The sequence below is a fragment of the Trichlorobacter sp. genome (assembly GCF_034008105.1).
Classification (GTDB): domain Bacteria; phylum Desulfobacterota; class Desulfuromonadia; order Geobacterales; family Pseudopelobacteraceae; genus Trichlorobacter.
Genome location: NZ_JAVEPN010000010.1, coordinates 1 through 23,122, shown reverse-complemented (window position 1 = coordinate 23,122; position 23,122 = coordinate 1). Strand labels below are relative to the sequence as shown.

Annotated in this window: 22 protein-coding genes; 3 read left to right on the top strand and 19 right to left on the bottom strand. The window is 54.9% G+C overall.

Going from position 1 to position 23,122, the window contains the following annotated elements; genetic code table 11:
* Positions 1-42: 42 nt before the first annotated feature.
* Entirely contained in the window at positions 43-600 is a 558-nt protein-coding gene (locus RBQ93_RS07495) for a LysM peptidoglycan-binding domain-containing protein (protein WP_320371483.1), read from the bottom strand.
* A gap of 1 nt (position 601) precedes the next feature.
* The gene (gene bamD / locus RBQ93_RS07490) at positions 602-3,133 is read right to left on the bottom strand and encodes an outer membrane protein assembly factor BamD (RefSeq protein ID WP_320371482.1); all 2,532 of its coding nucleotides are present in this window, start codon (positions 3,131-3,133) and stop codon (positions 602-604) included.
* Between the two features lie 211 nt (positions 3,134-3,344).
* On the opposite strand from bamD, the gene uvrC reads away from it, so the two are divergent.
* A complete protein-coding gene (gene uvrC, locus RBQ93_RS07485; protein ID WP_320371481.1) occupies positions 3,345-5,189 on the top strand; it encodes an excinuclease ABC subunit UvrC in 1,845 nt (614 codons plus the stop codon).
* A 39-nt stretch (positions 5,190-5,228) separates the two neighbouring features.
* Here the strand turns inward: uvrC and RBQ93_RS07480 are convergent, their stop codons facing one another.
* The 5 genes from RBQ93_RS07480 to RBQ93_RS07460 all read right to left on the bottom strand — a co-directional run bounded on the left by RBQ93_RS07480 (position 5,229) and on the right by RBQ93_RS07460 (position 9,625).
* Positions 5,229-5,687 (bottom strand): hypothetical protein, encoded by a 459-nt coding sequence (locus tag RBQ93_RS07480; protein ID WP_320371480.1) that lies wholly within the window; start codon positions 5,685-5,687, stop codon positions 5,229-5,231.
* Positions 5,688-5,871: 184 nt separating this feature from the next.
* A complete protein-coding gene (locus RBQ93_RS07475; protein ID WP_320371479.1) occupies positions 5,872-6,960 on the bottom strand; it encodes an alkene reductase in 1,089 nt (362 codons plus the stop codon).
* A 98-nt stretch (positions 6,961-7,058) separates the two neighbouring features.
* A complete protein-coding gene (locus RBQ93_RS07470) occupies positions 7,059-8,024 on the bottom strand; it encodes an RluA family pseudouridine synthase (protein WP_320371478.1) in 966 nt (321 codons plus the stop codon).
* Between the two features lie 74 nt (positions 8,025-8,098).
* Positions 8,099-8,362, bottom strand: coding sequence for a hypothetical protein (locus RBQ93_RS07465; protein ID WP_320371477.1), 264 nt, complete (start codon positions 8,360-8,362; stop codon positions 8,099-8,101).
* An 87-nt stretch (positions 8,363-8,449) separates the two neighbouring features.
* Positions 8,450-9,625, bottom strand: a complete 1,176-nt coding sequence (locus RBQ93_RS07460; RefSeq protein ID WP_320371476.1) for a S1C family serine protease — start codon at positions 9,623-9,625, stop codon at positions 8,450-8,452.
* A gap of 131 nt (positions 9,626-9,756) precedes the next feature.
* Between RBQ93_RS07460 and RBQ93_RS07455 the strand changes: the two genes are divergently transcribed.
* On the top strand, positions 9,757-10,350 hold the full coding sequence (locus RBQ93_RS07455; RefSeq protein ID WP_320371475.1) for a helix-turn-helix domain-containing protein: 594 nt from the start codon (positions 9,757-9,759) through the stop codon (positions 10,348-10,350).
* A 7-nt stretch (positions 10,351-10,357) separates the two neighbouring features.
* Here the strand turns inward: RBQ93_RS07455 and RBQ93_RS07450 are convergent, their stop codons facing one another.
* From RBQ93_RS07450 to RBQ93_RS07425, 6 genes are all read right to left on the bottom strand, one after another.
* A complete protein-coding gene (locus tag RBQ93_RS07450) occupies positions 10,358-10,744 on the bottom strand; it encodes a DUF3232 domain-containing protein (protein WP_320371474.1) in 387 nt (128 codons plus the stop codon).
* Positions 10,745-10,762: 18 nt separating this feature from the next.
* Positions 10,763-11,200, bottom strand: a complete 438-nt coding sequence (locus RBQ93_RS07445; RefSeq protein WP_320371473.1) for a hypothetical protein — start codon at positions 11,198-11,200, stop codon at positions 10,763-10,765.
* Positions 11,201-11,213: 13 nt separating this feature from the next.
* Positions 11,214-12,173, bottom strand: a complete 960-nt coding sequence (locus tag RBQ93_RS07440) for a DUF3137 domain-containing protein (protein WP_320371472.1) — start codon at positions 12,171-12,173, stop codon at positions 11,214-11,216.
* Positions 12,170-12,736 (bottom strand): LemA family protein, encoded by a 567-nt coding sequence (locus tag RBQ93_RS07435; RefSeq protein WP_320371471.1) that lies wholly within the window; start codon positions 12,734-12,736, stop codon positions 12,170-12,172. Before RBQ93_RS07435 ends, RBQ93_RS07440 begins: the two co-directional genes overlap by 4 nt.
* Positions 12,737-12,935: 199 nt before the next feature.
* The gene (locus tag RBQ93_RS07430) at positions 12,936-13,382 is read right to left on the bottom strand and encodes a hypothetical protein (RefSeq protein ID WP_320371470.1); all 447 of its coding nucleotides are present in this window, start codon (positions 13,380-13,382) and stop codon (positions 12,936-12,938) included.
* A gap of 192 nt (positions 13,383-13,574) precedes the next feature.
* The gene (locus RBQ93_RS07425; protein ID WP_320371469.1) at positions 13,575-13,802 is read right to left on the bottom strand and encodes a hypothetical protein; all 228 of its coding nucleotides are present in this window, start codon (positions 13,800-13,802) and stop codon (positions 13,575-13,577) included.
* A 153-nt stretch (positions 13,803-13,955) separates the two neighbouring features.
* Here RBQ93_RS07425 and RBQ93_RS07420 point away from each other — a divergent pair, with 153 nt between their 5' ends.
* A complete protein-coding gene (locus RBQ93_RS07420) occupies positions 13,956-14,138 on the top strand; it encodes a hypothetical protein (RefSeq protein WP_320371468.1) in 183 nt (60 codons plus the stop codon).
* A 3-nt stretch (positions 14,139-14,141) separates the two neighbouring features.
* On the opposite strand, the gene RBQ93_RS07415 is transcribed toward RBQ93_RS07420, so the two are convergent.
* The 6 genes from RBQ93_RS07415 to csm6 all read right to left on the bottom strand — a co-directional run bounded on the left by RBQ93_RS07415 (position 14,142) and on the right by csm6 (position 22,831).
* Positions 14,142-15,422, bottom strand: a complete 1,281-nt coding sequence (locus RBQ93_RS07415) for a TRAFs-binding domain-containing protein (RefSeq protein WP_320371467.1) — start codon at positions 15,420-15,422, stop codon at positions 14,142-14,144.
* Positions 15,419-17,086, bottom strand: a complete 1,668-nt coding sequence (locus tag RBQ93_RS07410) for a hypothetical protein (RefSeq protein ID WP_320371466.1) — start codon at positions 17,084-17,086, stop codon at positions 15,419-15,421. The genes RBQ93_RS07415 and RBQ93_RS07410 overlap by 4 nt, the downstream gene beginning before the upstream one ends.
* Positions 17,087-17,106: 20 nt before the next feature.
* A complete protein-coding gene (locus tag RBQ93_RS07405; protein ID WP_320371465.1) occupies positions 17,107-20,019 on the bottom strand; it encodes a TIR domain-containing protein in 2,913 nt (970 codons plus the stop codon).
* Positions 20,020-20,034: 15 nt separating this feature from the next.
* Positions 20,035-20,382, bottom strand: a complete 348-nt coding sequence (locus RBQ93_RS07400) for a hypothetical protein (protein WP_320371464.1) — start codon at positions 20,380-20,382, stop codon at positions 20,035-20,037.
* An 84-nt stretch (positions 20,383-20,466) separates the two neighbouring features.
* Positions 20,467-21,603, bottom strand: a complete 1,137-nt coding sequence (locus RBQ93_RS07395; RefSeq protein WP_320371463.1) for an ATP-binding protein — start codon at positions 21,601-21,603, stop codon at positions 20,467-20,469.
* A 76-nt stretch (positions 21,604-21,679) separates the two neighbouring features.
* Positions 21,680-22,831 carry a CRISPR-associated ring nuclease Csm6 gene (gene csm6, locus RBQ93_RS07390; RefSeq protein WP_320371462.1) on the bottom strand — a complete coding sequence of 384 codons (1,152 nt, stop codon included), beginning with the start codon at positions 22,829-22,831 and terminating at the stop codon, positions 21,680-21,682.
* Between the last annotated feature and the right edge of the window lie 291 nt (positions 22,832-23,122).

Below are 23,122 nucleotides of genomic sequence, written 5' to 3'. Positions count from 1 at the left end.
GCCGGGGACGCCCTTTTTTTCAGCTCAAGCTAACGCGCCGGCCTAGTTGGCTGACTGCTTGAGGTAGCACTCGGCCCGATTGAGGATGGCCTCCGGCAGCAACGGCGACTGGGGGTAGATAGCAATAAACCGATCAAACAGCTTCACTGCCTCGTTGCAGTCCCCGCGATTGAATGCACCCAGGGCTCGATTGAAATCCGTCTGCTCGCCGGTTTGCGGTGCCTTTTCGGCAGGCCGCTGTGGCTTTACTGCAGGCGTGACCATTGCGTTACCTGCTGCAGGCTTGGCTTGCTGCTGGGCTGTACGGTGACTGGTGACCGGCACCCGCAACAGATCACCGGGGTAAATCAGATGGGGATTCTTGATCCGGTTGAACAGCAAAATCTGGGGATAGTAGGCGCCGCGACCGGAAAAACGTTTGGAGATATGGGAGAGGGTATCGCCCTTTTTGACCTGCACCTCCCGCACCAGCAGCCCTGCATCAGCGGCAGGCCGCTCATCCTGTGCCAGTGGGCGGGGTTGATAGAGATAGTCCTGGCCCCAGACCGGGGTTGTCAACAACAGCGACAGCGGCGCCAAGGCGCCAATCAGAAAACGCATATCAGTACCTGTTCCCCAGTTGGTCGTTGTAGGAGAGCTCGCTCTTGACCTGGATGCCGGTGCCGACACCGGTGCCCGCCTTAACCCGGAAGGAGGCCTTGACGACCCGCTTCTCACCGGCCCCCAGCTCATTCAACCGCCAGGTGCGGCCGTGGCCGGCAGCTTTCAGCTCGGCTGCCGGTTCAGCCGCCACCAGCTCCAGCTGCACAGGCCAGGCTGCCTGCAGCACGACACCCTTCGCCAGGTTCGAGCCTTGGTTATGTACCACCAGATCCACGGTCAGCAGCTCGCCTGGCACCAGCAGACCACCACGGCCTTTCAGAGCCAGCTGTACCACCGGCCGGGAGAAGCCCAGTCGGGCATCGGCAACCACTACCTTGCCCTGGCCCGATTCCGCAGCAACGCTCAGAGATACGCCGGATTCCGTACCGTCCTGGGCCGAGCGGTCGGTCGCCACCTCCAGCACCAGAGCGGCCTCCTCCTTGGGCCCCAACGGCCCAATGGCATCCACTTCCGGCTCGTTGGGCTGCCGCAGGCCATCACGATTCTGGTCATGGTAGACGGTTACCTTTTGGGAAGGCGGCACACTGGCCACCAGGCTGAAACGTTCACGCTGATTGCCGTTGTTGACCACGGTAGCCGGCAGCGTGATGGTCTGGCCAGGGATCAGCACCACCCGGCTGCTGGCCATCCTTACGACCACAGCACTGACCGGCTGCACATAAACGGCAGCGGCGTGGAAAGTGCTGACTGCCTTGAGAGGTGCATTGACCAGATCGGCCCGCACCACCAGTTCTTCGCGGGCCAGGGCCTCATCACGCAGCTTGAAGCTGACCACAAACTCACGACTCTCGCCTGATTTCAAGGCCAGCCCATCCTGCACCAGCACCGCCTGCATCTCCTGACGGAAACCGGCAAACTCGGCTGGCTCATACTGGGTCGGGAAGTTCAGTCGCAGACTGACCTCTCGGGCCGCCATGGAGCCGACGTTCAAGACCGTTATCCGGTACTGAATCCGCTCACCGGGTGCAGCCTGGGTCGTTGCCGGCTTGATCATGGCCCGCAGCAGCGGTGCCGATGCGACCAGCGAAAGCTCACGGCTCTGGGATGTTTCAGCATTGAATCGCGACGCAGCCTTGACCGGATAGGTGATCCGCAGGCCGTCGATGGTGTCGGCCGGAACGGTAAGCTGCAACAGACCATTAAAACGCTCGCCCGGCGCCAGTGGCGGGGTCTGATTAATGGCCTGGTCAGGGGCGGCAGCAGCGACAAAACGGGCGCCGAACTCTGCCGGGAAACCGGAGGCCAGATAGAAACTGTCACTGCCATTGCCGCGGTTCAGCACCTCAACGGGGATGGCAACCACGCGGGATACTTCCGCCGGCTGGCGCTGCGGCTGCAACCCGAACTCAAAAGCGGCATACTGGGCCACTTCCAGCGACAGCACCTGGGCGTTGTCGGTCGTAGTCTTCAGATCAGCCTTTGCAGCGGCAGGTACAGACACCGCGACGCCAAGCTGGCTAAGGCGCGCAGCGGCAGTTTTAGCTGCCGGCGTGCCGGGAAACTGAGCGAGGATGCGCTGGTATTCGCTGATCGCCTTCTCGCGCAGGGCACGTTGCTCTGCAGCAGCGGCAGCCGCCTTCTGGGCAGCCTTTTGCTCCTCCGCAGCCTTCTGTGCGGCCAGCTTTTTGGCCTGCTCTGCCGCTTCCTTGATCTTGCGTTCCTCTTCCAACTTCAGCTTGGCCAGACGCTCGGTCTCCGCTTTTTCGCGGGCCAACCGCTCTGTCTCGGCCTTGGCTGCCGCCAGACGTTGCTGTTCAGCCGCCACCTTGGCCTTGCGCTCCTCTTCGAGCTTCAACTGAGCAACACGCTCGGCTTCCGCCTTCTCGCGGGCCAGACGCTCTGCCTCAGCCTTGGCGGCGGCCAGACGCTGCTGTTCGGCTGACTCCTTCGCCGTGCGCTCTTCCTCGAGCTTCAGTTGTGCAACCCGTTCAGCTTCAGCCTTCTCGCGGGCCAGCCGCTCCTCCTCAGCCTTGAGCTTGAGGATACGGGCCTTTTCAGCCCTGTCGGCCGCCTCGCGGGCAGCCTGCTCTTGGGCCAGACGTTGCGCCTCAGCCTGTCGGCTGGCCTCGGCTTCAGCCTTGGCGACGGCAGCCGCCTGGCCGCTGGCCTCATACCGGCTGGCCAGGGTCAGCAACTCATCTTCAACGGTGTTTTTAAGGGGATTGTCGGGATATTCGCGGGTGAACTGCGCCATGTAGCGGGCCGCATCCTGGTTGTTGCCAGCCTTGTAGTGGGCCCGGGCCAACCAGAACAGCGTCATGTCCCGCAGCGGTGTCTCGGGATGCTTCTGCAACACCTCGCTGAGACGATTGACGGCTGTCGGGTAGTCCTTCTGCTGGTAGGCATTGAAACCAGCCAGGAAGGTCTGGGAATCCCCACTTTCCTGGGCTACTACCAGCGGTGCGGCAAACAGGACGACACAGGCCAGTCCAGCGACGATTGTCGCCAAGCGGCGACGGGTCTTAGGCATCTTCACGGGAGCACCCTTTCCCCAATTGATGGGGCAACGTTGATAACTGCCAAGAAACACTGACATAAAATGCGTATTTCATAGCACCTTTCGCAACCCCTTGTCAACCGCGGAAAGCTCGATTTCACGCCGCACCGTGCTCTGCCCGACCAACCTAGCGGCACTGATCAGCCTCTTTTCTTTTGGCGCGCGGCCGACTACAATGCAGCCCATGGATCTGCGCGACAGCATACGCTCCTTCCCGACCAGCCCCGGCGTCTACCTGATGTACGACGCCGACGACGCCATACTGTACATCGGCAAGGCCCGCAACCTGCGCCAACGGGTACGCAGCTACTTCGGCAACACCGATGGCCGGCCCCAGGTCCGCTTCCTGATGGCGCGGGTAACCGCCATCCGTTTTACGGTCACCGACACTGAAAAAGAGGCGCTGCTGCTGGAAAACAACCTGATCAAGCAGCATCAACCCCGCTACAACCTGAACCTCAAAGACGACAAGACCTTCTTTTCGCTGCGGATCGACCTGCGGGAACGTTTCCCCCGCTTTACGGTGGTGCGCAAGATCGTCCGGGACGGCGCCCGTTACTTCGGACCCTACGCCTCGGCCTCGGCGGCACGGGAGGTGCTGCGCCAGCTACAACGGATGTTCCCGCTGCGCCACTACCCGCTGACGACCTGCATGAACCGGGCCCGGCCCTGCCTCTACCACCAGATCGGCCAGTGCAGCGCCCCCTGCCTCCAGCTGATCAGCCCTGAGCAGTACGGCTCACTGGTGGATGGCGCGCTCCTGTTTCTGGAGGGCAAGAGCAAGGATCTGGTGACGGGCTTTAAGCAACGCATGAAAGAGGCGGCCACGTTGCAGCGCTATGAAGAGGCGGCCCGCTGGCGTGACCTGCTGCAGGCCATCGACACCACCCTGGAGCGTCAGAAGGTGGTCAGCCAGGGCGGCGACAGCGACATCCTCGGCCTGGCCCGCGATGGCGAACGGCTAGCCGTAGCCCTGCTGTTTATCCGGGGCGGCAGCCTGTCCGGCAGCAGCGTGCTGCACGGCAGCGGCGAACTTGGAGATGGTGATGCCCTGTCGGCCTTCATCCAACATTACTACGATGCTGAACGGAACATCCCGGACGAACTGCTGCTGCCCCAGCCGTTGGACGACCAGGGCGCACTTGAAGAATGGCTCTCGGAGTTGAAGGGCAAAAAGGTGCGGCTCGCGCACCCCCAGCGGGGCGAGAAGGTGGAGCTGGTGGCCCTGGCCGTCCGCAATGCCCAGGCGGCGCTGCAGGAGAAGCACGCCGCACAGCAGGGTATCGAACGGACCTTGCAGGAGTTACAGCACAAGCTGGGCCTGCCTGCCCTGCCGCGCCGTATCGAGTGCTACGACATCTCCACCCTGCAGGGCCGCCATTCAGTGGGCAGCGGGGTAGCATTTCTGGACGGCGCGCCGGACAAGGGCCGCTACCGGCGCTACCGGATCAAGGCCATTGCCGGCCAGGACGACTTCGCCATGCTGAAGGAGGTCTTTAGCCGGCGCTTCAGCCCGCAGCGGATCGAGCAATGGGGGCTGCCGGACCTGGTGGTGGTGGACGGCGGTGTCGGCCAACTGAACAGCACCCTGGCGATTGTCGACGAGCTGGGGCTGCGCGAGCAGCTGCCGGTGGTCTCTCTGGCCAAGAGTCGGGTCAAGGGGGACGGCAAGGATGTAACCGTGGAGCGCAGCGAGGAGCGGGTCTTCCTGCCGGGGCGCAGAAACCCCGTCAAACTGCGGCAGGACGGGACCCCGATCAGACTGTTGGCCGCCATCCGTGACGAGGCCCACCGCTTCGCCATCGACTACCACCGCAGCCTGCGTGAGCATGAGCTGCTCCGCTCCAGGCTACGGGACATTCCAGGGGTCGGGCCACGCCGCGAGCGCCAGCTGCTGACCCGCTTCGGTTCACTGGAGGGTATCCGCCAGGCGAGCCAAGACGAGTTGGCGGCTCTGCCGGGCATCGGCCCGCAGCTGGCCCACGAGATCAAGGCAGCGCTGCGGGCCGACGATCCGACACCGGCCTGAGCGGCACGGGGCATGCCCTGTGCCGCTCAGCAGAGCCAGTTACTTCTTCAGCAGCCGGTAGGGATCGGCCCTGGTCAGCCAGGGGCTGGCCGGATACTCGCTTGCCAGCCGGTCGTAGATGCCGATCAGGTTGGCGACGTCGCGGCTCTCAATGTAGCGCGACACGCCGTTCAGGTAGATCGCCTCCGGCGCCTGAGTACTGGCCGGATACTGGCCGATGATCTCCCCAAAACACTCGCAGGCTGCCTGACGATCGGGCAGGTTGAACTTTGCCGTACCGATGCCCAGCAGCAGCGAAGGGATCAACTCCTGGGGCGGATAGAAGCCGAGGGTGCGGTACTGCTCGACACCGTCGGCATCCAGCAACAGCAGGGTGGGGGTCCACTTGATCTTGTAGCGGGAACCCAGCTCAGGGTCACTGGCTGGCGTGCGGACCGGGATGACGGTTTCATTGACGAACGAGATGACTGCCGGATCGATGTACGCGACCGCGTCCATCTGTTTGCAACCGATTCAGTTGGGGTTGAAAAAATCGACAAAGGCCAGCTTGTTGTGCTGTCTGGCGAGAGACAGCCCCTCGTTAACATCGGTAATCCAGTTGATCTGAGACATGGCAGGCTCCTTTGGGGTGAATGCAACCGCGAAGGGACAATGCTACTCCTCGGGACAAACCGGGGCCGCATCAGGCGGCCGTCGGATAATCAGTATAGCCGGCCGGACCGGGGGTGTAGAAGGTGGTCTGGTCAGGTTCGGTCAACGGCCGGCCCAGCTTGAGCCGGGCCACCAGATCAGGATTGCTGATAAACGGCCGGCCAAAGGCGATCAGGTCGGCGGCGCCGCTCTGCAGATCGGCCTCGGCCCTGGCAATGTCATACCCGCCGGACAGGATCACCGCCTGGCCGCCCCGCTGACGAAAGGCCCGACACATCTCCTGCACCGTGACCGGATCAGGCTTGGGCGCCCCCATGGCGGAGTGATCCACCAGGTGCAGGTACAGTAGCCCCAGCCTGCCCAACTCACCGGCCAGGTCGATGTACTGCTCCGCACTACCGTCGTAACTGCCGCTCATATCGTTAAAGACACCGTAGGGCGAAAGTCGGATACCGACCCGGCCCGGTCCGATGGCCTCGGCCACCGCTACCGCAACTTCCAGCGCGAAGCGGTTGCGGCGCCCGGCATCACCCCCATAGCCGTCGTCACGAAGGTTGGAACCGGGATCGAGAAACTGGGTGATCAGATAGCCGTTGGCACCATGCACCTCCACCCCGTCACAGCCAGCCGTGATGCTGTTGCGGGCGGCCTGACGGTACTCGTCAACCGTCTTTGCAATATCGACGCTGGTCATCGCGCGGGGCAGATCATAGGGCTGCTCGCCCTGGCTGTCAGTCCAGACCGCACCGCTCAGCGCCACAGCCGAGGGAGCCACCAGCTCAGCCCCAGGCGGCAGGTTACGCCGATTGCCCACCCGCCCGCAGTGCATCAACTGCACAAACAGCTTGCCGTTGCCGGCATGGACCGCGTCGCTGACCTGTTTCCAGCCAACGGTCTGCTCAGCCGTGGCAATGCCGGGGATCCGGGCGTAGCCGAGGCCGTTCTGAGACGGCGAGACCCCTTCACTGATGATCAGACCGGCAGAGGCCCGTTGGCCGTAGTACTCCGCCATCAGGGCATTGGCAGTATTTCCGGGTGCCCGCGAACGGGTCATCGGTGCCATCACCACCCGGTTTTGCAGGGCATGATAACCAAGCTGGCACGGTTCAAACAGCTTCATGGCGACTCCTTCCATACTTAAAAGACTGCAACAGATTTGAGGAGCAAGTATACCAGACCAGGGTCGGATGTCCACGCACAGCCCGAAGCCGGCCGCGGTTACGCGGCCAGTCCCTGCAGATACGTCAGCAGGCCCGCAAAATCCTCCGGCGGCTCACTCGCAAACTCCAGATACTGGCCGCTGACCGGATGGACAAAACCCAGCACCCGGGCATGCAGGGCCTGGCGGCCCAGATGGGTGATCATCCCCTTCAGACGCGTATCCTTCAGGTTGTTGAACCGGCCGCCGTCCGGGTAGAGCGGGTCCCCCAACAGCGGCATGCCGGCCTCGCTCAGGTGGACCCGGATCTGGTGGGTGCGGCCGGTCTCCAGCCGCAGCTGGACCAGGCTGGCCGCCCCGAACCGCTCCAGCACCCGCCAGTTGGTGACGGCCGGCTTGCCGTGGCGGGCGGTGCCGGACAAGCGTAGCCGTTCAGTGGGGTGACGGCCGATGATACCGCTGATCTTGCCGGTTTCGGCTGCGGGCGAGCCATAGATCAAGGCCCAGTAGAGCCGCTTGATGCTGTGGGCGGCAAACTGTTCCGCCAGGCCGCGGTGGGCGATGTCATGCTTGGCCGCCACCAGCAGACCGGAGGTGCCCTTGTCGAGACGGTGCACGATGCCGGGCCGTAGTTCGCCCCCCACGCCGGACAGGTCGGTGCAGTGGGCCAACAGGGCATTGACCAAGGTGCCGGAATCGACCCCGGCACCGGGATGCACCGTCATACCGGCCGGCTTGTCGATCACGATCAGGTCATGATCCTCATAGACCACCGTCAAAGGTATCGCCTCGGCCAGCGGCGTGGTCGGCACCGGCGGCGGCACCGTCACCAGCACCTGCTGCCCGGCTTCCACCTTGAATGATGGACGGGGCTTGGCGCCTTGCACCAGCACCTGCCCCTCCGTGATCAGCCGCTGCAGCGACGACCGGCTCTGACCAGGCAATTGCGCTGCCAGAAAGGCATCCAGACGCTGCCCAGCTGCCTCAGCCGGCACAATCAGATTATGCTGTTGTTCCGTCGTCATACCTTGCGCTCCAAACAGCAGAGGCGCACCCCAGCGGGTACGCCTCTGTCATAAAATATAGTGTTGCCAACAAGCTACCAGATCGGCGATTCAATCTTACCGGCCCGCTTGATCAGGATATCCACCAGCGTCAGGTCAAAGATCTGTTCCGGGTTCAGTTCCGGCGCTACCCGCGAATAGAAGTGCTGACGCCCCTCCTCGATCTCCTCACTCAGGGTCTCGAAGATGTTGTCGTTCTTGATCCCCTTCTCCACCTTCTCCTGATTGTAGATCGCCACATCCGAGACGACAGCCCGCGCCAGACGTGCTGCCTGCTCTTTACTGGTGATGATGTTCATAGGCCGTCCTTTCGGAGGGAGTGCGCACGACAAAAAGTGAACGCACTGTAGCGTAGTTAGCGCATAAAGTAAACAGGTGTCGCTGCCTCAGCGCGACAGACGCCCCGGACCGGAGGAACGTAGCGGACGGGCCTCGTCGGCGTTAGCGGGCACCAGGGTCAACGACAACGGGCGTCCCGACCGCAGCACCTTGACCTGCACCGGCTTGCCGATCCGGGCCTCGGCCACCAGCCGCTGCAGATGGGAAGGATCCTTGACCGGGCTGCCCCCAAACTCCACCAGCAGATCCTCCGGCTGCAGGCCACCCCGCTCGGCCGGACCGCCGGGCGCCAGTTCGGTGATCAGCGTCCCTTCGCCATGCTCCTGCCCCAAACGGTTGGCCTCCTCCGCTGAAACCGGACGGATGCCGACCCCCAACCAGGCCCGGGTGACACTGCCCTTCTCCACCAACTGGGCGATGATCGGCTTGGCCATACTGGTGGGGATCGCGAAACCGATCCCCTGTCCGCTCGCCACAATGGCGGTGTTGATGCCGACCACCTCACCGTGGATATTCAGCAGGGGCCCGCCGGAGTTGCCAGGGTTAATCGAGGCGTCGGTCTGGATGAAATTCTCGATGGTTTCGATACCGACATTGGAACGGCCGGTGGCGGAGATCACCCCCACGGTCATGGAATGCTCCAGACCGAAGGGATTGCCGATGGCGATGGCCCACTGCCCCACCTCGATCCGGTCCGAATCACCCAGCACCGACACCGGCAGGTCACTGGCCTCGATCTTGATCACGGCGATGTCGGTCTTGGGATCGCCCCCCACCACCTTGGCCTGGTAGACCTTGTTGCTGGACAGCTTGACCTGGATACTCTCGGCATCGCGGATCACATGTTCATTGGTCACGATAAAGCCGTCGCGGCTGATGATAAAACCGGAACCGAGGCTGCGGTTCTGCCGCACCTGGGGACCACCGAAGAAATCATCAAAAAAGGATGGAAAATCCGGCATCGGCCGCACCAGCTTACGCCGCCCCAGGGTGGAGATGTTGACCACGCTGGGGGTGACCTGCCGTGAGACCGCCGTAAAGGCCCGTTGGGCCGCCAGTACATCGGCCGGCACCTGCTTGACCGGCGCTTCGGCCTCCCCCACCGGCCGCTTGGAAGAAAACAGCAGCGGTTCATCCGAGGAAGGTGACGAACAGCCGGCCAGCAGCAACAGCAGCGTACCGGCCAGCACCAGACGTGAAAGCGACAAGTAATGATGCATCATATTGACAACCCGTTCTGATAGTTGCTACATGGTAATCTCATACGAATAGAACAGGGTTAGACATAATCACTTTTCCGCCCACTGTCAACCGTTCTGCCCGTCATCACCGCCCGTTGCAGGAGGCCCCGCCCGTGAGCGACATCAAGGCACAGATCAAAGAATTCCGGATCGGCGAAAAAATCCGCAGCCAGCGTCAGCAACGGCGCCTGACCCTGCAGGAGCTTTCTGAGCTGACCGGCCTCTCCAAGCCGCTGCTTTCCCAGATCGAAAACGAACAGGTCATCCCGCCCCTGGCCACCCTGCTCAAGATCGCCCGTGGACTCAAGGTGGATATCCACTTCTTCTTCGAGGATGAAGGCAACCGTCAGAAACTGGTGGTGACCCATGGCGAACAGCTGCGGCCCGACCTGCAGCGCCAGGCGGTCAACGCCGAACACCGTCCCTATACCTATCATTCCCTGGCCCAGGGGATGCGCCACAAGCATATGGAGCCGTTCCTGGTGGAGGTGGACAACTCCCAGTGGGACGACAAGCTGTTCTTCCGCCACGAGGGTGAGGAGGAGTTCCTCTACGTGCTGGAGGGGGAGATCGACCTGCACTACGGCAGCGATATCTACCGGGTCAAGAGCGGCGACAGCGTCTACTACGACTCCAGCCAACCCCACGGCCTGGTCTCGGTGGGGGACCGCAAGGCCCGCATCGTGGCGGTGCTGTACTCGAAATAGATGCAGATCAACGACGGCCACTGAAGAGCTGTTCCACCAGGCGGCCGGCCCAATTACCAATGGCACGCCGGTTGGCGCTCGTAATATGCACGGGGTCAGGATAAATTCCTCCCGGTGGCATAGCCTCTCCCAATAACTTACGAAGGTAACGGTTGCAGATATTGATGGCGTCGAGCAAAGCATTGTGCGCCAGGGTACGGTTCTGATCCAACGCCTGTACCTGCTCTCGATACAACGCACCCTCAGGATCGGCAAACAACAGATCGGCCTCCATCTGACAGACCGCAGCACCATACTGTTCCGCACAGCGCAGTACATCGCGGATTAAGCGGCAGGCCACCGGCTCCCGTTCAACCAGCTCGAGCACCTGCCTGATCAGCTTCAATGGTTCCATAGCTTCTGCTCCTTCCGCTTATTGCGGCAACGCATCCGAGATGGCCCCTGCGATGTTTGCCAGCAGGATCAGTAGTGTCCCTTTAATGTACAGATATACTTCAGCCAGTTCGAGCCCCACTGCTGCCAGCTGGGCTATCCAGTTGGTCGACTCATTGATATGAGCCGTTCCATTATCCGGAACAATAGCATAAAGCGTCGAATGGTTTGCAAACACCGCTTTCATCAGGTACGGCTTGGTCAGCCCCGTGGTATCCAACGTATAGCTGCCGTCAGCTGTCGTGCTGGTGGATATCTCGCGGTTGTTACAATCCTTGAGAAATACCGTGCCCGTTGTCATACCACCTTTCGCTGCTTTCCCGAACACAGAGGTTTGCGGCGCTGAAGATAGCTCCTGCGTGCCGGAGCCGCACCCCGTAACCAGCAGCATCACTGCGACAATCGTTAACCGTCTCATCTCGCGGCTCCTTTCACTGTTTACTCCAGATGCGGGTATTCAGGTCGAGCTCCTCCACAATACCCACTACGAGGAAAATCCAACCCAGCGTCCGTTCCACCTGGGCCGGATCAGTAAAAGGATGCTTCACGTCTGGCTCGAAGGCGTTGTAAGGGAACCCACCGGCAGCGATATTAACCCAAGAACCGACGAATGACAGTTCAATACTGCCGAGGCTGTCTTTCAGGTCCAGTAATCGCTCCATCATGCGCGGGGTCAGCAGATAGCGTGCCTCCATCTGATCAGAGGAATACACCTTGAACTGTTGATTGAAGCGGGGATCTTCCAGCTTGACCAGATTACCGAACAGCCCAGAGAAGATACCGGCCTTGCCAGCTCTCACCAGGGTGCAGCCGTTGAAGTGCTTATTAAAGTCAGCGGCAAAGAACAGGCCCTTAAAGATATCACGCCAATGTTCCTCGGTCCGAGTGGTCGTGTGACCATCACTGTCGGTGTCTGTGGTGGTGGTCTCGTATTGTTCTTCAGCATGCACCAGTGAAAAGCGCAGCCTGGTCTTGCCATGGGTCCCCTCAAAGTAATCCTTGCCGCTGTAGCGATCCGGTCTGATGAACAGGTTGGCGCTATTGAACTCAAACTCACTGACGTAGCGGCTGCTGGCATACCAGAATCCAGGCAGGGCCGTACGCAACAATTCGGGGATTGCCTCCTGCTTAAACAGATGAGCCAGCTTAGCCTTACGGCGGCTGACGATCAGCGCCACGATCACAAACACACTAAAGCCTGCTATAAGCGCAAAGCCCCAATGCTGGCCGCCTATCAGCATCCCTGCCAGTACGACGATGGTTGCCCCGCCAAGCCAGAGCATGATCTTTTTGTTACCCTGCAGCACCTGCTGTCTTCTTTGTTCCAATGCTGATAACGTTTCGCCCAAGCCGTTTTGCAGGGCGTCGGCAACACACTCATGTACGGTCATGACCAGAGCCCCTTCACATTCACGTTTTGACGTTCGGCCTCACTGATCTCGAACCACAGCTTAGTGCGATAGCCCATCATCCGGGCCACGATGTTCAAGGGAAACATCTCGCAGCCGTTGTTGTAGTCGGTAACGGCAGCGTTGTAGGCCCGTCGCGCTGCGGCAATTTGTTCCTCGGTCTCGTTCAGGGCCCCCTGCAGCTGGATAAAATTCTCGCTGGCCCGTAGTTGTGGGTAGTTCTCTGAGAGGGCAAACACCGAGCGCAGGGTCGAGGTCAGCTGGTTGTCCATCTGCACCAGCTCGTCAGTGGTGGCAGTACCCCGCACAGCCTGGGAACGCAGGCTGGTCAGCTGCTGCAGCACCTGCTGCTCGTGCTGCATGTAGCGCTCCACCGTTGCGATCAGATTGGGGATCAGATCGAACCGTTTCTTGAGCTGGGTGTCGATGCCGCTGAAGGCGAACTGCACCCGGTTTTTGCGTCCGACCATGGTGTTGAACAGCACAATCCCGACCAACAGCACAAGGCCGGCACAGACGACAGTCATCAGGGTTATCGTATTCATAGCTCCTCCGTAGTGGTTTTGGAGAAACTGTAGCCTGAGCAGGCTTATGCCAGGGAAAGTGAAACATTGCGGAAAGGTTGCTGATGCTGGCAGGGCCAAACTGCAGGGGATTTTGCGCGGAAGGATGCAGCAGGACACCTGTTATACAAAAGGGGCGCCACTGCTGGCGCCCCTCGCGATGCTTCTTCTGGGTCAAACACTACTGTTTGTGAGCTTTACTGTCCCACAAGCCAACCATCGCAGCGGCAAGGCAACCCACCATAATCACCACGGAGCCCAATCCCATGGTTGTCTCGATCTTGACAACCTCTTGCTGCTGACCGCCGAGCGCATTAAACATGTTCATGCTGCTGTTCTGCATAGCCGCCACCGCCTCAAGTGTGTTCATACCGCCAAGCATGGCGACAACGGCAAGCAGCACGGCAACCGCAGCAGTCCCCGCCAACCAGCCGTGATCACCGCTGAACGGCTTCGCTTTACGGAGAATGGCCAAGGCCAGAACCGCCGGGACCGCAAGGTACAGAGCCTTGGGAATGCCTGTCAGATGGGTTAGACTCACACTCAGATTCCCGCCAACCGCCATAGGCAAAAACAAACCCAGGCATGCCACAACCGCTGCTACAATCGTAACCACTTTCTTGTCCATAGATTATCCTTTCTTCATCAGTCTTTTGGAGCGAGGTAGAGAACCCCGCAAGATAGCCCTCTGATCACTCCACAGAGGTACATTTCCGTAGTAGCTTTTAAGGGACTATAGACTGAGCAGACAGATGGGGAGCAAAACGAAACATTGCCGAAAGGTTGCCGTGGACAGGCGGGCTTAGGGGGAAAGGCAGAATCAGTTTTCCTGATCTTCGTCTGGGGTGGATGCAGCGCGGCATTCCCACCACAACCAGCCAACGGAGGCTAGTAATCCGACCGCAGCAATAGTCGGCACAATTGTGATCAGCCCGCTACGTCTGAAATTTTCGTAGGCCCGGGGCATAAAATCTGGAATATAGGCCGTTGCAAGCAGGAACATCATGACAACAAAGCAGCCGCCTCCAATAATAAACGAGGCGAGCATGTATTTCGATCTCTGGGGCATTGTATATCTCGCTTAGGGTTACATCTCTACTGCCTTCAACAACATTGTGGAAATATTTTCTTTCCCATTCCGACAACCGAATATGGGACGCTGAGGTTCGCATTGATCATCCATGGATTCAGGAGGAACACGGTGAATAAACGCCAACGCACATCACTCATTAAGCTCTGTTGGGATGTATCCAAAATTTGCATAGCGATTGCAGTAATTGGCAACATGGTAAAACCAGATGTGCCGCTGGCAAAAACCTTGGTATTGGTTGGTAGTGCCGTTGTGTTTGCCATTATCGGCCTGATTATGGGCAACCGGGAATAGTGCTTAAAGAGTGCGGAGTCTTTCGATAACAGATGCTGGAACCGATAATCCTTCGATCAGGCTGTCCCGTTGCCTCCGGGTAACATCAATGTCTTCCGGCTGATTCTTGCAGTTTTTAAAGGCTCGCTGATACAATTCAACCGAGCTCTCCAAATCATGTGTCAGCAGGCAGGCCTCGGCCAGTGTTGCCATATCCCAATAGTTAAGGTCATAGCGATTATCTGTTTTCTGCTGGATCAACTTCCGGCGCTGCTCAAGTATTCCCTTTATTTCTTTGGCTATCTGCTGAGACTCAAGCGGGTTATTAAGCCAAAGCGAGGTAGTTGCTGCATTGATACCCAAGTAAGTATTTTTGCTGTCTCGCCAGCCCCTGCGGTAGGTTTCATAACTTTTGCGCAGGTAGCCTTCATCCTGCCGCTGCTTCCAGATACGTTTATAAACACCAGCTAAAATGCCTGTAGTTTCAACGTCAATACGCTCTGATCTTGCCCTCAACCGAGCATCCTCTTTCTCAAGCAATTGCATGGCCTCGTCTAGCCGGTCTTCTCTGCTTAGTAGCAAACCCTGCAGTTGAAAAAAGCGATATCTTAAGGCACCTTTTTGCTTGTACGCAAAGGACTCCAATCCTTCAATGAGGCGAGCTGCAGAAGTATGGTCGCCCTGGGCAATAAAGATGTCGATCAGCAACAGTGGGAACGTGAAGTTTGTGGAGAATTTTTTAAAATAGTCCTGCCCGTGTGGGCCAAATATGACTTTAAGCTTCTCTGGATTCAGCCTGCTACTGTCTAAGGTCCATGCTAAATCCGGCAGCAGATTGCCACCAGCTCGATCAATCCTGGCTTGTCCTTTGTAGATGGTATTTTGCCTCGGTCCTAGCGGGAACTCACAAAAATACCAGACCAGTATGAATTCGAGAAAAACAAGGGCGCAGTCTGCTTCGTCCGCTTTAATTTTGCGCAAGCTGTGACGAACTTCATTACCAAGCAGCCTCAACCCCTTTGCCCAGTAATAACGGTTCTGTTGAAGCAGGTTGTACTCGTAAAGCGCACTTTCCATTTCCACTAGTTTTGATTCTGCGATGCCCGTCTTGCTATTCATCTCAAAAAATTTAACATGGGCCTCTTTTAAAATTGCCTCAAGTATACGGGCGCAGTAAAAGACCACTGCTTCTGTAGCACCTACCCCGTAGACTTTGTCCAAATTACGCAGGTCATTTTCTAGCTTCTCCTTATTCACATCAGATATCAAAACGTCCTGGCGCAGGTTGCCGACAAAGGTATTCATGCGATCCGCTCCAATTCGGCATGCTCCATCAATGCCAACCAATCCTCTGACTCGATCAGCATCACGTCTTGAATTTGTTCGAGGTGCTTTCTAAATGCCTCAGGTGTATCCGCCACCGGCTGCTCAATGATGCTTGAAAGGTGCTGTGCCATTGCCCGACTGCGGGCTGCAATCCGAGATTGTTCCAGCAGTGCACGGTAGCCCCCTACGGCTGCGCCGGCTGCCGGGAGCGTTATGGCAACAATAGACAAAAGTTCTTCCAGCACGAGCAGCAGGCCTTCAGGATGATGTCCTGTTGTTGCACCATACGTTGCAATAACCAGGTGCACAATTGACACCACAATTGCCAGTATGAAGCACATCTTCATCCAGCGCATAAGCTGAGTACTCTTGACTGATACTTTAGCTGCATTCTGCGTGTGGTAAGCAATCTGTCCCTGTAGCCAGCCTGTATTGATAAAAGCACAATACTGTTGCAAAGAATCTGATTCGGGCCGCTTTAAGCCAGGAATACTGGAGATGATTTGGCGAAACGCATAATCAACCCAGCTTTGGTTCTGGTGATAGCTGATCTTCTGGCCGCTACCAGATACAGGGGATTCACCACAGGCCACAAAATAAAAGGCTGTACGTAAACGCTCAGCCAATGCACGATTTTCCAACCAGCCAGGGTGCACCCGAGCATGCTCGGCACGGTGGATCATGATGAACAGGGAGATAAGCAGGCATAGTTCAGCAATGTAACCAGGTATGGATAAAAACGGATGTTTTGCAAAAACAACGGCAAACGCCATAAAGGCAACCGACAGCGTGGAGAAAAGATAGCCAAGTCGGCCAACCCGCTTGTAACGACCCTGGTAATATTCAGCAATCTTTGATGCCCTACAATAGGCTGGTATCAGCTGTGTTCTGACCTGCTCCTTTAAATGCCCCGGTAGCGATTCCGACTGAGCTGATCCAAAAATCTCCTGATAGGTGCTGGCACAGCAGGCCTCCAGCTCTGCATCATTGATTGGAAAGGAATTAAATGCATCCAACTCAGAAATGAATTTCACCTGTAACGTGCCTCCGTTTAGTAGCTCAACTTTACCGGGTTGCGATGTAAAAACAATAAACACCGGCTTATTCTGATTCAGCGCCAGGGCCACGATATCTGCAGTGCCACCTATACCACGGGAAGGCAAGCCATCCCACAGGGCAATCAAGATATCGCAGCGGGCTACGGTTTCTTCACCTACACGCAGGTATGCATTCTGACGGTAGCTCGGATCGTCAAGAGGTGCTCCACACTCTGTTACCGTTACATGGTGGGATTGCGAAAGGAGCTCTCTAAACTCACACTTTGATTCAGGGCTTATAAAATCTTTCTCATACTCTTCAACCGGCATGGGGAGCAGAGCTTCCAACATACCACCATGTTTGAGTACTACATTCGCCACCAAGCGGTCTGCGCCTTCTGCTAAGGGAGAGATGGTGGAGAACATAATGGGGGTGTTTGTGGTCGTGGTTAGGGTTTGTAGGGCCTCCGGCGTAAAGGCTTTAAGATAACCGGTGATGAGGAAGTTGCGCAGACAGGTGCTGAGCAACGGAATGTCATGCAATGTCCGGTGACCGGTGATACCGATACGGAGACGGTAGCGTGTTCGTTGGAACTGGTTGCTCATATGCTGTGGGCTCCTTTCTTTCAAGCGCCACAGCACTTTTTGTATTTCTTATTACTTCCGCACGGGCATGAATCGTTGCGGCCAATCTTTTCTACACGATTCAATTGCTTATATTGAATAAAAGGATCTACTGTATTTCTAACAACATATGAATAATTATTTGACATTAAATCTATATCAGGATGATTCTCTGATAATATTTTTTTTGCAGAGCTTAACGCATCAAACATTGCATCTTTTGCGCTATCTGAAAGACCAAGATCCATTTCAACAAATGATAAATTATTACAATAAATTGATTCTCCAATTTTATCATTTATACTTCGTGCAATATCTATAGCTTTATTGTTCATAACTTTAGCGGTTACTAAATTACCTAAGTCGTGTTCTATTAACGCAAGGATAGCTAAAAGATTCGCTAATTTATATTTGTTAATAGTATCGTTTCTTTCTAAGATTTCGATTGCGTTGAGTATGCTTGCCTTAGCAGACTCAATATTGCCTAGAGACCTATCTGACAAAGCTATTTCGCTATATGCATCAGATATAGCAGGATGATTTTCTGGCAAACTATCTAAAAATATAAATAGCGACTTTTCTGAATAGCTTTTTGATTCAACATAAAGGCCAAGCTTTCTCGCAATAGATGCCAATATCAGACAGTTTTTGGCGATATCCAGATGTCCTGCAGGCAAAAGTTTTTCTCTTATGGTCATGGATTTTTTTGACAAAATATATGATTCAAGAATGTTACCAGACTTAAATTCAGCAGTTGACAAATTACTAACCAACAACGCATACATAAGGTCTTCGCGCTTATTTTGTTTCAAATAAAAAGTAGCAACATTTTTTTTGATATTTAATGCCTCATCTGTATTACCAATCTTTTCATAAATGTTAGCTATATTATTTTCAAGTACAATATCATTCATGTTATATTTTATAGCTAGTTTTGCAAATTCAATCGCCTCTGTTAGATTGCCGATATTTTCTTCAATAATTGACAATTTACTGTATGTTGAAGATATATTTTTATCGTTTCCTTTTTTTAAATCATTAACTAGCATACTACTGCATAAAAGTTTTGCGTCACTATACAACGCAGTATTTATTGCCAAGCATACAATACTATCAATCATGGACTGAACGTACTCTATTTCTAATTTTGCATATCTGATAGCTAATGATATTAATGGTTTTATTTCGTTATGAATATTCTTATCGAAGTAATTTTTAGCTATATATTCTGTTTTGCTATACATATAGACAAAAAACTTTTCTGCTAAATTAACATTATCACTATCGGCAACAAAGTCGCCCAAGTAAGTGTGAATAAGTCTATGCATTCGAACGATAAGTGGCTTATTGTCGTAGGCTACGATACCTGTAATTTGAATAAGTCTTAAGCTGATTAGTCGCCGTAGAAGTGTACTCCATGGATCTGGATACCCAGGTTCAGCATCTTTACCATACTCAGGGAATGCCTGAGCAAGCAGTTCCCGTAACCATGGGACTACAATTTGATCTGTCGGGAAGAATGCCGCATAATTCAAAACTAATTTTTCAGCTTCATTCAAACGCTCCAATGTCTGTTGTAGCGTAGCATTCAGCCGCTTTTCCCCATGTCTCACAACCACTTCTACTGTATCAGAAGCTGAATCCAGACCTTCAAGTCCCTCCTTCTCCAATCTTGCAAGAAAAGCTGCACATGAAATATCACTGGAAAAATGCCCCAAGTACACTGCTACCGACTCTACGGCCAAAGTAAAATTCCCGAGAAATCGAACAATTTCCAAAGCAGCATCACGCTCGGTATCGTTGGCGAATTTTCCATTTGGCTGATGGGACTCGATCAGTGCCAAGGCATCTTTTTCACTTATCTCGTCAATTGCTAAAAAGGCCCTGTCTCTGCTGTTACCTGCCAGTTCTTGTTCCCCAAGGCGCGAAGTTACAACTATGTGCAGCCAATCGTCTGAAGGAAGATGCTTTGTTTGCGAAACATCAAGCAAATTTGCTTTGTCAACGTTGTCCAAAATTATAAGTGAGTGTTGTGAATTCCCAGACTTTGCCAAGGTATGCAGCTTAGCCTTAACTCTCTCAAATTGAAGCACCGGGCTACGCTTTTCGTCATCTGAAAAAGTTATCTCTAGCGGAGAGGCTAATTCTGTAATTACAGCACGAAGGTCTTCTTTCCCTTCACACGGCACCTGCCACCTGCCCCCTCCATATAGCTCTGCGTAGGAATGGGCGTATTCTATGGCAAGCGCTGTTTTTCCCAGCCCACCAACCCCATGAATAACCGTCAGAACTCCTGCCCGCCCATATGTTACGTTCTCACGTAGGCGACGCAGTTCATCTCTGCGTCCCATGAAGTGCGGATTGTGTGAATCAACGTTACCAATGGCTTGTCGTGCCCGCTCCCCACGAAGAATACGCTCTTTAATTTGCTCATTGAGCTTAGTCATCCGTTCCTGAACATCGGCATTACGCAAAGCTTCTATTCCCATTGTAGACCACGGGCGAAAATCAAACTGCTGTCGACGACGCAGTTCCGTAACCCATGCCTTGCAGTTCTGTTCAAATAATTTGTCATTCCAACCAGGAACCTCAACAAAGTACAGCGGGGCAATTCCTTCAAAACCACAGAATCGCCCGATTTCATGTTTGGAGTATTCGTTAAACTCCCATTCGCAGTATTCGCTTTCGAGATATGATGGGGAAAGACAAGCTAGAAACAGATGAGACCTTTTCAGACCATCCAGAATTCGGTGACGCCAGTCATCCATGCCTCTAATTTCTTCGACATCAAAAAATATTCTGAGCTCTCGACCAGAAAACGCTTTGAAGTCAGTCTTAATTCTTTCAACAAGCTGACTGATCTGGTTGCTAGAGTTGTCTCGTCGCGAATATGATATGAAAATGTCGTCGTTCAAGCCGTCCACCTCTAATCAGTTTTTAACTAAACCAAAACCAAGCATAACTAAAAGTGCAACTCCTGAAAAATAAATTGGATTTTCTATTATGAATTTAAAAACAGATGTGTTTTTTGTTCTTTTTTCAATTATTTGGCGTATCCCGTTACCTCGTGTAATTACTGCTAAAAGCATTACTGCAAATGATATCCAAGCGTAATACTGTTGTTTTGAAAAAGTACTTACATAATTCTCGCCATTTAGGCTCATGCATGAAACAAATGACGCATATGCAAATAAGCCGATTACATGATTGATGTCATTAGAATATTTAGCGAATTCATTATTATCATTCTGTATTGGCTTTGACATTTTTTTTGACATCATATCTCCTGATTTAACTTATTAAATTCTGACACATGTCTACCTCTCTCCAGCCTCACCCCATACCGGCTGCTGCCGCACTCTTTAATGGTCTGAAGCCAGATTAAACGGTTCACATACCATCACTTCGATCTGTCCAAAACGCCTCATAAACGATGGCTTTGCCGAAGGAACCACCAGATAGTTCCTGCCCTGCGGATAGTACGTGCGGAAAAGCTGCAACGCCGTGGGATCAAAAGAGGTCTGATCCCATTTGCATTCAATGGCATCCACCTCGTCCCGACGACGCTCGATGATGAAATCCACCTCACGCCCGGCTTTGTCCCGCCAGTAGCGCACGGTTGTTTCGGGGAAATATGCCTGGAGCTGTTCCAGAACCAGGTGTTCCCAAAGATGTCCCAGGTCATCATGACGGAGCGGGTCCCACCCCCTGACATAACTGACAAAGCCGGTGTCAAAGGCATATGCCTTGGGCATCTTGATGATTTCATTCTGGCCGTTGCCAAAAAACGGACGCACCAGGGTCATGGCATTGGTTATCTCAAGGGCTTGCAGGTGGCTTTCTACGGTGGGACGACTGATGCCAAGTGCGCTGGCGGTTCTGGTCACTTCCAACTGGCCGCCGCTCTGGCGGATCAGGTACTCGAAAAGTGCATTGAAGCGGTTCATGTCCCGGAAGCCGAACAGTCGCTGAATATCGCGGGCAAAAAAGGAGTCAAGCCATTCACGATAGATCCCCGGGGCTTTGGAGGTTGCCAGCAGCGCTGGCGGCAGCCCCCCGTGGAACAGACGCCGGGGAAGTTCAACACCAAATGCGGAAAGTTCTTCCAGCAGGACAGGCACAAGATGGATGGTGCGCTTGCGACCGGTCAAGGTATCGCGAAACTTTGAACTGGCTGCCAGGGTGGACGATCCGGTGGCAAGGATGCGGATATGGGGAAAGAGATCCGCGCCGATCTTAAGCAGCCGGGTTGGGTCCTGTAGTTGATGTATCTCATCAAACACCACTACCGGCTTTGTACAGGAACTGAAAAACAGGTGCGGATCACGCACCATCTCTTCAACACTGGGCAGGTCGCAGTTGATATACAGCATGCGTTCTTGCCCAAGTTTTTCAGCCAGGGTGGTCTTGCCACAGCGACGAACACCGCACAGCCAAACTATAGGGGTTTCGCCCCACGCCTTTTCAATCCGTTCTATCCAGAATGGCCGTTCTATCATGACGTCCGCCTGCGGGCAAAATAATATGCCACCAAACTATACTTTTGGTAAGCCTATTTGTAAAGCATGATTGCTCTTACATCTGTATCTTGCCCTTATCAACCCTTACTCCATACCGGCTGCTGCCGTACTGCTTGACGGTTGACACCTTATAGATCGGTAACAGAGTGGGGTCATTCAGGTCATCTCGAATGGCAGCGTTGATTTTGCTGATCTGCTGCCGCAACAGGTCGGTCTGCAGGTTTCTATCCCACTTTTCCAGCAACTCATCCGCCTTTAAGGGGTCATTGCCATAGATGGCCTGGTAATCCTTTGCCATCTGTTCGATGGCCTCACTGCTGGTCAATTCCACTAGTGGGACAAAGCAGGCAGTGCATTCATGGCAGTAGTCGCGGGAACTGAACCGGCATGGCTGACGCTTGAGGTTGAGGAAGGTGGTATAAAGCATCAACTGGATCGGCGAGAGGTCAATCAGCGTGTCGCTAATATAGAGAGTACGCTCTGCCAGGTTTACCCGTACAGGCCGCTGTGTGGCAGCCATATCGATCTCTTTCTGCCCTTCAGCAACGATCTCGCGAATTGTGGCCGCCTGGGAAGGCACTTTGTCCCGCAGGTAGATCATTGGCAACTGCACCAGTGAGACATTGGCATCGGCAGTGTTGATGATGACTTCCCCCGTACGGCTTTTTACGGTTAATTGATGCGGTTGCTTGGGCGGGTAGAAGAACTGCTCCACCTTCTCAAATTCAGGTGCCACCATGACGTGATAAAGCCTGTCCCATTGGCGGGCAAAGAGTTGGAAGGCAATCCCCATGTAATGCGTCATGGTCTTTCTGCCGCCGGAAAGTGAGCAATGCAGCCTTACTGATGGCTCTGCTGCCTTTGTTCTCAGAAAGGCAGCGATCTGGTCGCCGGCCTGTTCGTTGTCGGCGACCGTGCGGATATCACTCAGCTCGTTTCCGTCCTGATCAGTGATGACCAGAAAATTGGCATCGCTCAACGATAGCCGTGGGATGCCGTACTCTGTGCACAGTTGCTGCAGCACTCCATCCTTACCAAGCTTCTGCATGATAAGCTGCTTGCCTTGGCTATGGGTAATGATATGCAGTTCATCCGCATGAATCGGCGGATTTTGCATGGCCAGGGCATAGATAGTTTCTGTAATGATCTGGGGCGTGGCACCAGCAACAAAGATCAGTACTTCACGGAATTGTTTAGGGGAAGGCATAAAGACTCCGGTGATGTAGTCGACTATCTATACCGTATCAACGCTGTTCAATCAACAGGTTGGCTGTCTGGCTGGGGAGTTTCACCAAGCTGTATGATCTCTGGCTCGGTTTGGTCTGGGCTCGCATAGCTGCCACTGTTTATAGCATCACCAACCTGTTCAAGAAGGCTCTTCGTCGAAATGAGTGGGTAGCCGTGGTATAGTCGGTCATCTCATTTTGGAGGTGCCCGTCACATGCAACCCGAACAGCTCTTTGGTATGGCCCTTGGCATCGTCTCTCCCTGGGAAGTA

Bases quoted from the DNA above. Each gene is read 5' to 3' on its own strand.
- RBQ93_RS07495 (WP_320371483.1), bottom strand. From the start codon at position 600: ATGCGTTTTCTGATTGGCGCCTTGGCGCCGCTGTCGCTGTTGTTGACA.
- bamD (WP_320371482.1), bottom strand. From the start codon at position 3,133: ATGCCTAAGACCCGTCGCCGCTTGGCGACAATCGTCGCTGGACTGGCC.
- uvrC (WP_320371481.1), top strand. From the start codon at position 3,345: ATGGATCTGCGCGACAGCATACGCTCCTTCCCGACCAGCCCCGGCGTC.
- RBQ93_RS07480 (WP_320371480.1), bottom strand. From the start codon at position 5,687: ATGGACGCGGTCGCGTACATCGATCCGGCAGTCATCTCGTTCGTCAAT.
- RBQ93_RS07475 (WP_320371479.1), bottom strand. From the start codon at position 6,960: ATGAAGCTGTTTGAACCGTGCCAGCTTGGTTATCATGCCCTGCAAAAC.
- RBQ93_RS07470 (WP_320371478.1), bottom strand. From the start codon at position 8,024: ATGACGACGGAACAACAGCATAATCTGATTGTGCCGGCTGAGGCAGCT.
- RBQ93_RS07465 (WP_320371477.1), bottom strand. From the start codon at position 8,362: ATGAACATCATCACCAGTAAAGAGCAGGCAGCACGTCTGGCGCGGGCT.
- RBQ93_RS07460 (WP_320371476.1), bottom strand. From the start codon at position 9,625: ATGATGCATCATTACTTGTCGCTTTCACGTCTGGTGCTGGCCGGTACG.
- RBQ93_RS07450 (WP_320371474.1), bottom strand. From the start codon at position 10,744: ATGGAACCATTGAAGCTGATCAGGCAGGTGCTCGAGCTGGTTGAACGG.
- RBQ93_RS07445 (WP_320371473.1), bottom strand. From the start codon at position 11,200: ATGAGACGGTTAACGATTGTCGCAGTGATGCTGCTGGTTACGGGGTGC.
- RBQ93_RS07440 (WP_320371472.1), bottom strand. From the start codon at position 12,173: ATGACCGTACATGAGTGTGTTGCCGACGCCCTGCAAAACGGCTTGGGC.
- RBQ93_RS07435 (WP_320371471.1), bottom strand. From the start codon at position 12,736: ATGAATACGATAACCCTGATGACTGTCGTCTGTGCCGGCCTTGTGCTG.
- RBQ93_RS07430 (WP_320371470.1), bottom strand. From the start codon at position 13,382: ATGGACAAGAAAGTGGTTACGATTGTAGCAGCGGTTGTGGCATGCCTG.
- RBQ93_RS07425 (WP_320371469.1), bottom strand. From the start codon at position 13,802: ATGCTCGCCTCGTTTATTATTGGAGGCGGCTGCTTTGTTGTCATGATG.
- RBQ93_RS07415 (WP_320371467.1), bottom strand. From the start codon at position 15,422: ATGAATACCTTTGTCGGCAACCTGCGCCAGGACGTTTTGATATCTGAT.
- RBQ93_RS07410 (WP_320371466.1), bottom strand. From the start codon at position 17,086: ATGAGCAACCAGTTCCAACGAACACGCTACCGTCTCCGTATCGGTATC.
- RBQ93_RS07400 (WP_320371464.1), bottom strand. From the start codon at position 20,382: ATGTCAAAAAAAATGTCAAAGCCAATACAGAATGATAATAATGAATTC.
- RBQ93_RS07395 (WP_320371463.1), bottom strand. From the start codon at position 21,603: ATGATAGAACGGCCATTCTGGATAGAACGGATTGAAAAGGCGTGGGGC.
- csm6 (WP_320371462.1), bottom strand. From the start codon at position 22,831: ATGCCTTCCCCTAAACAATTCCGTGAAGTACTGATCTTTGTTGCTGGT.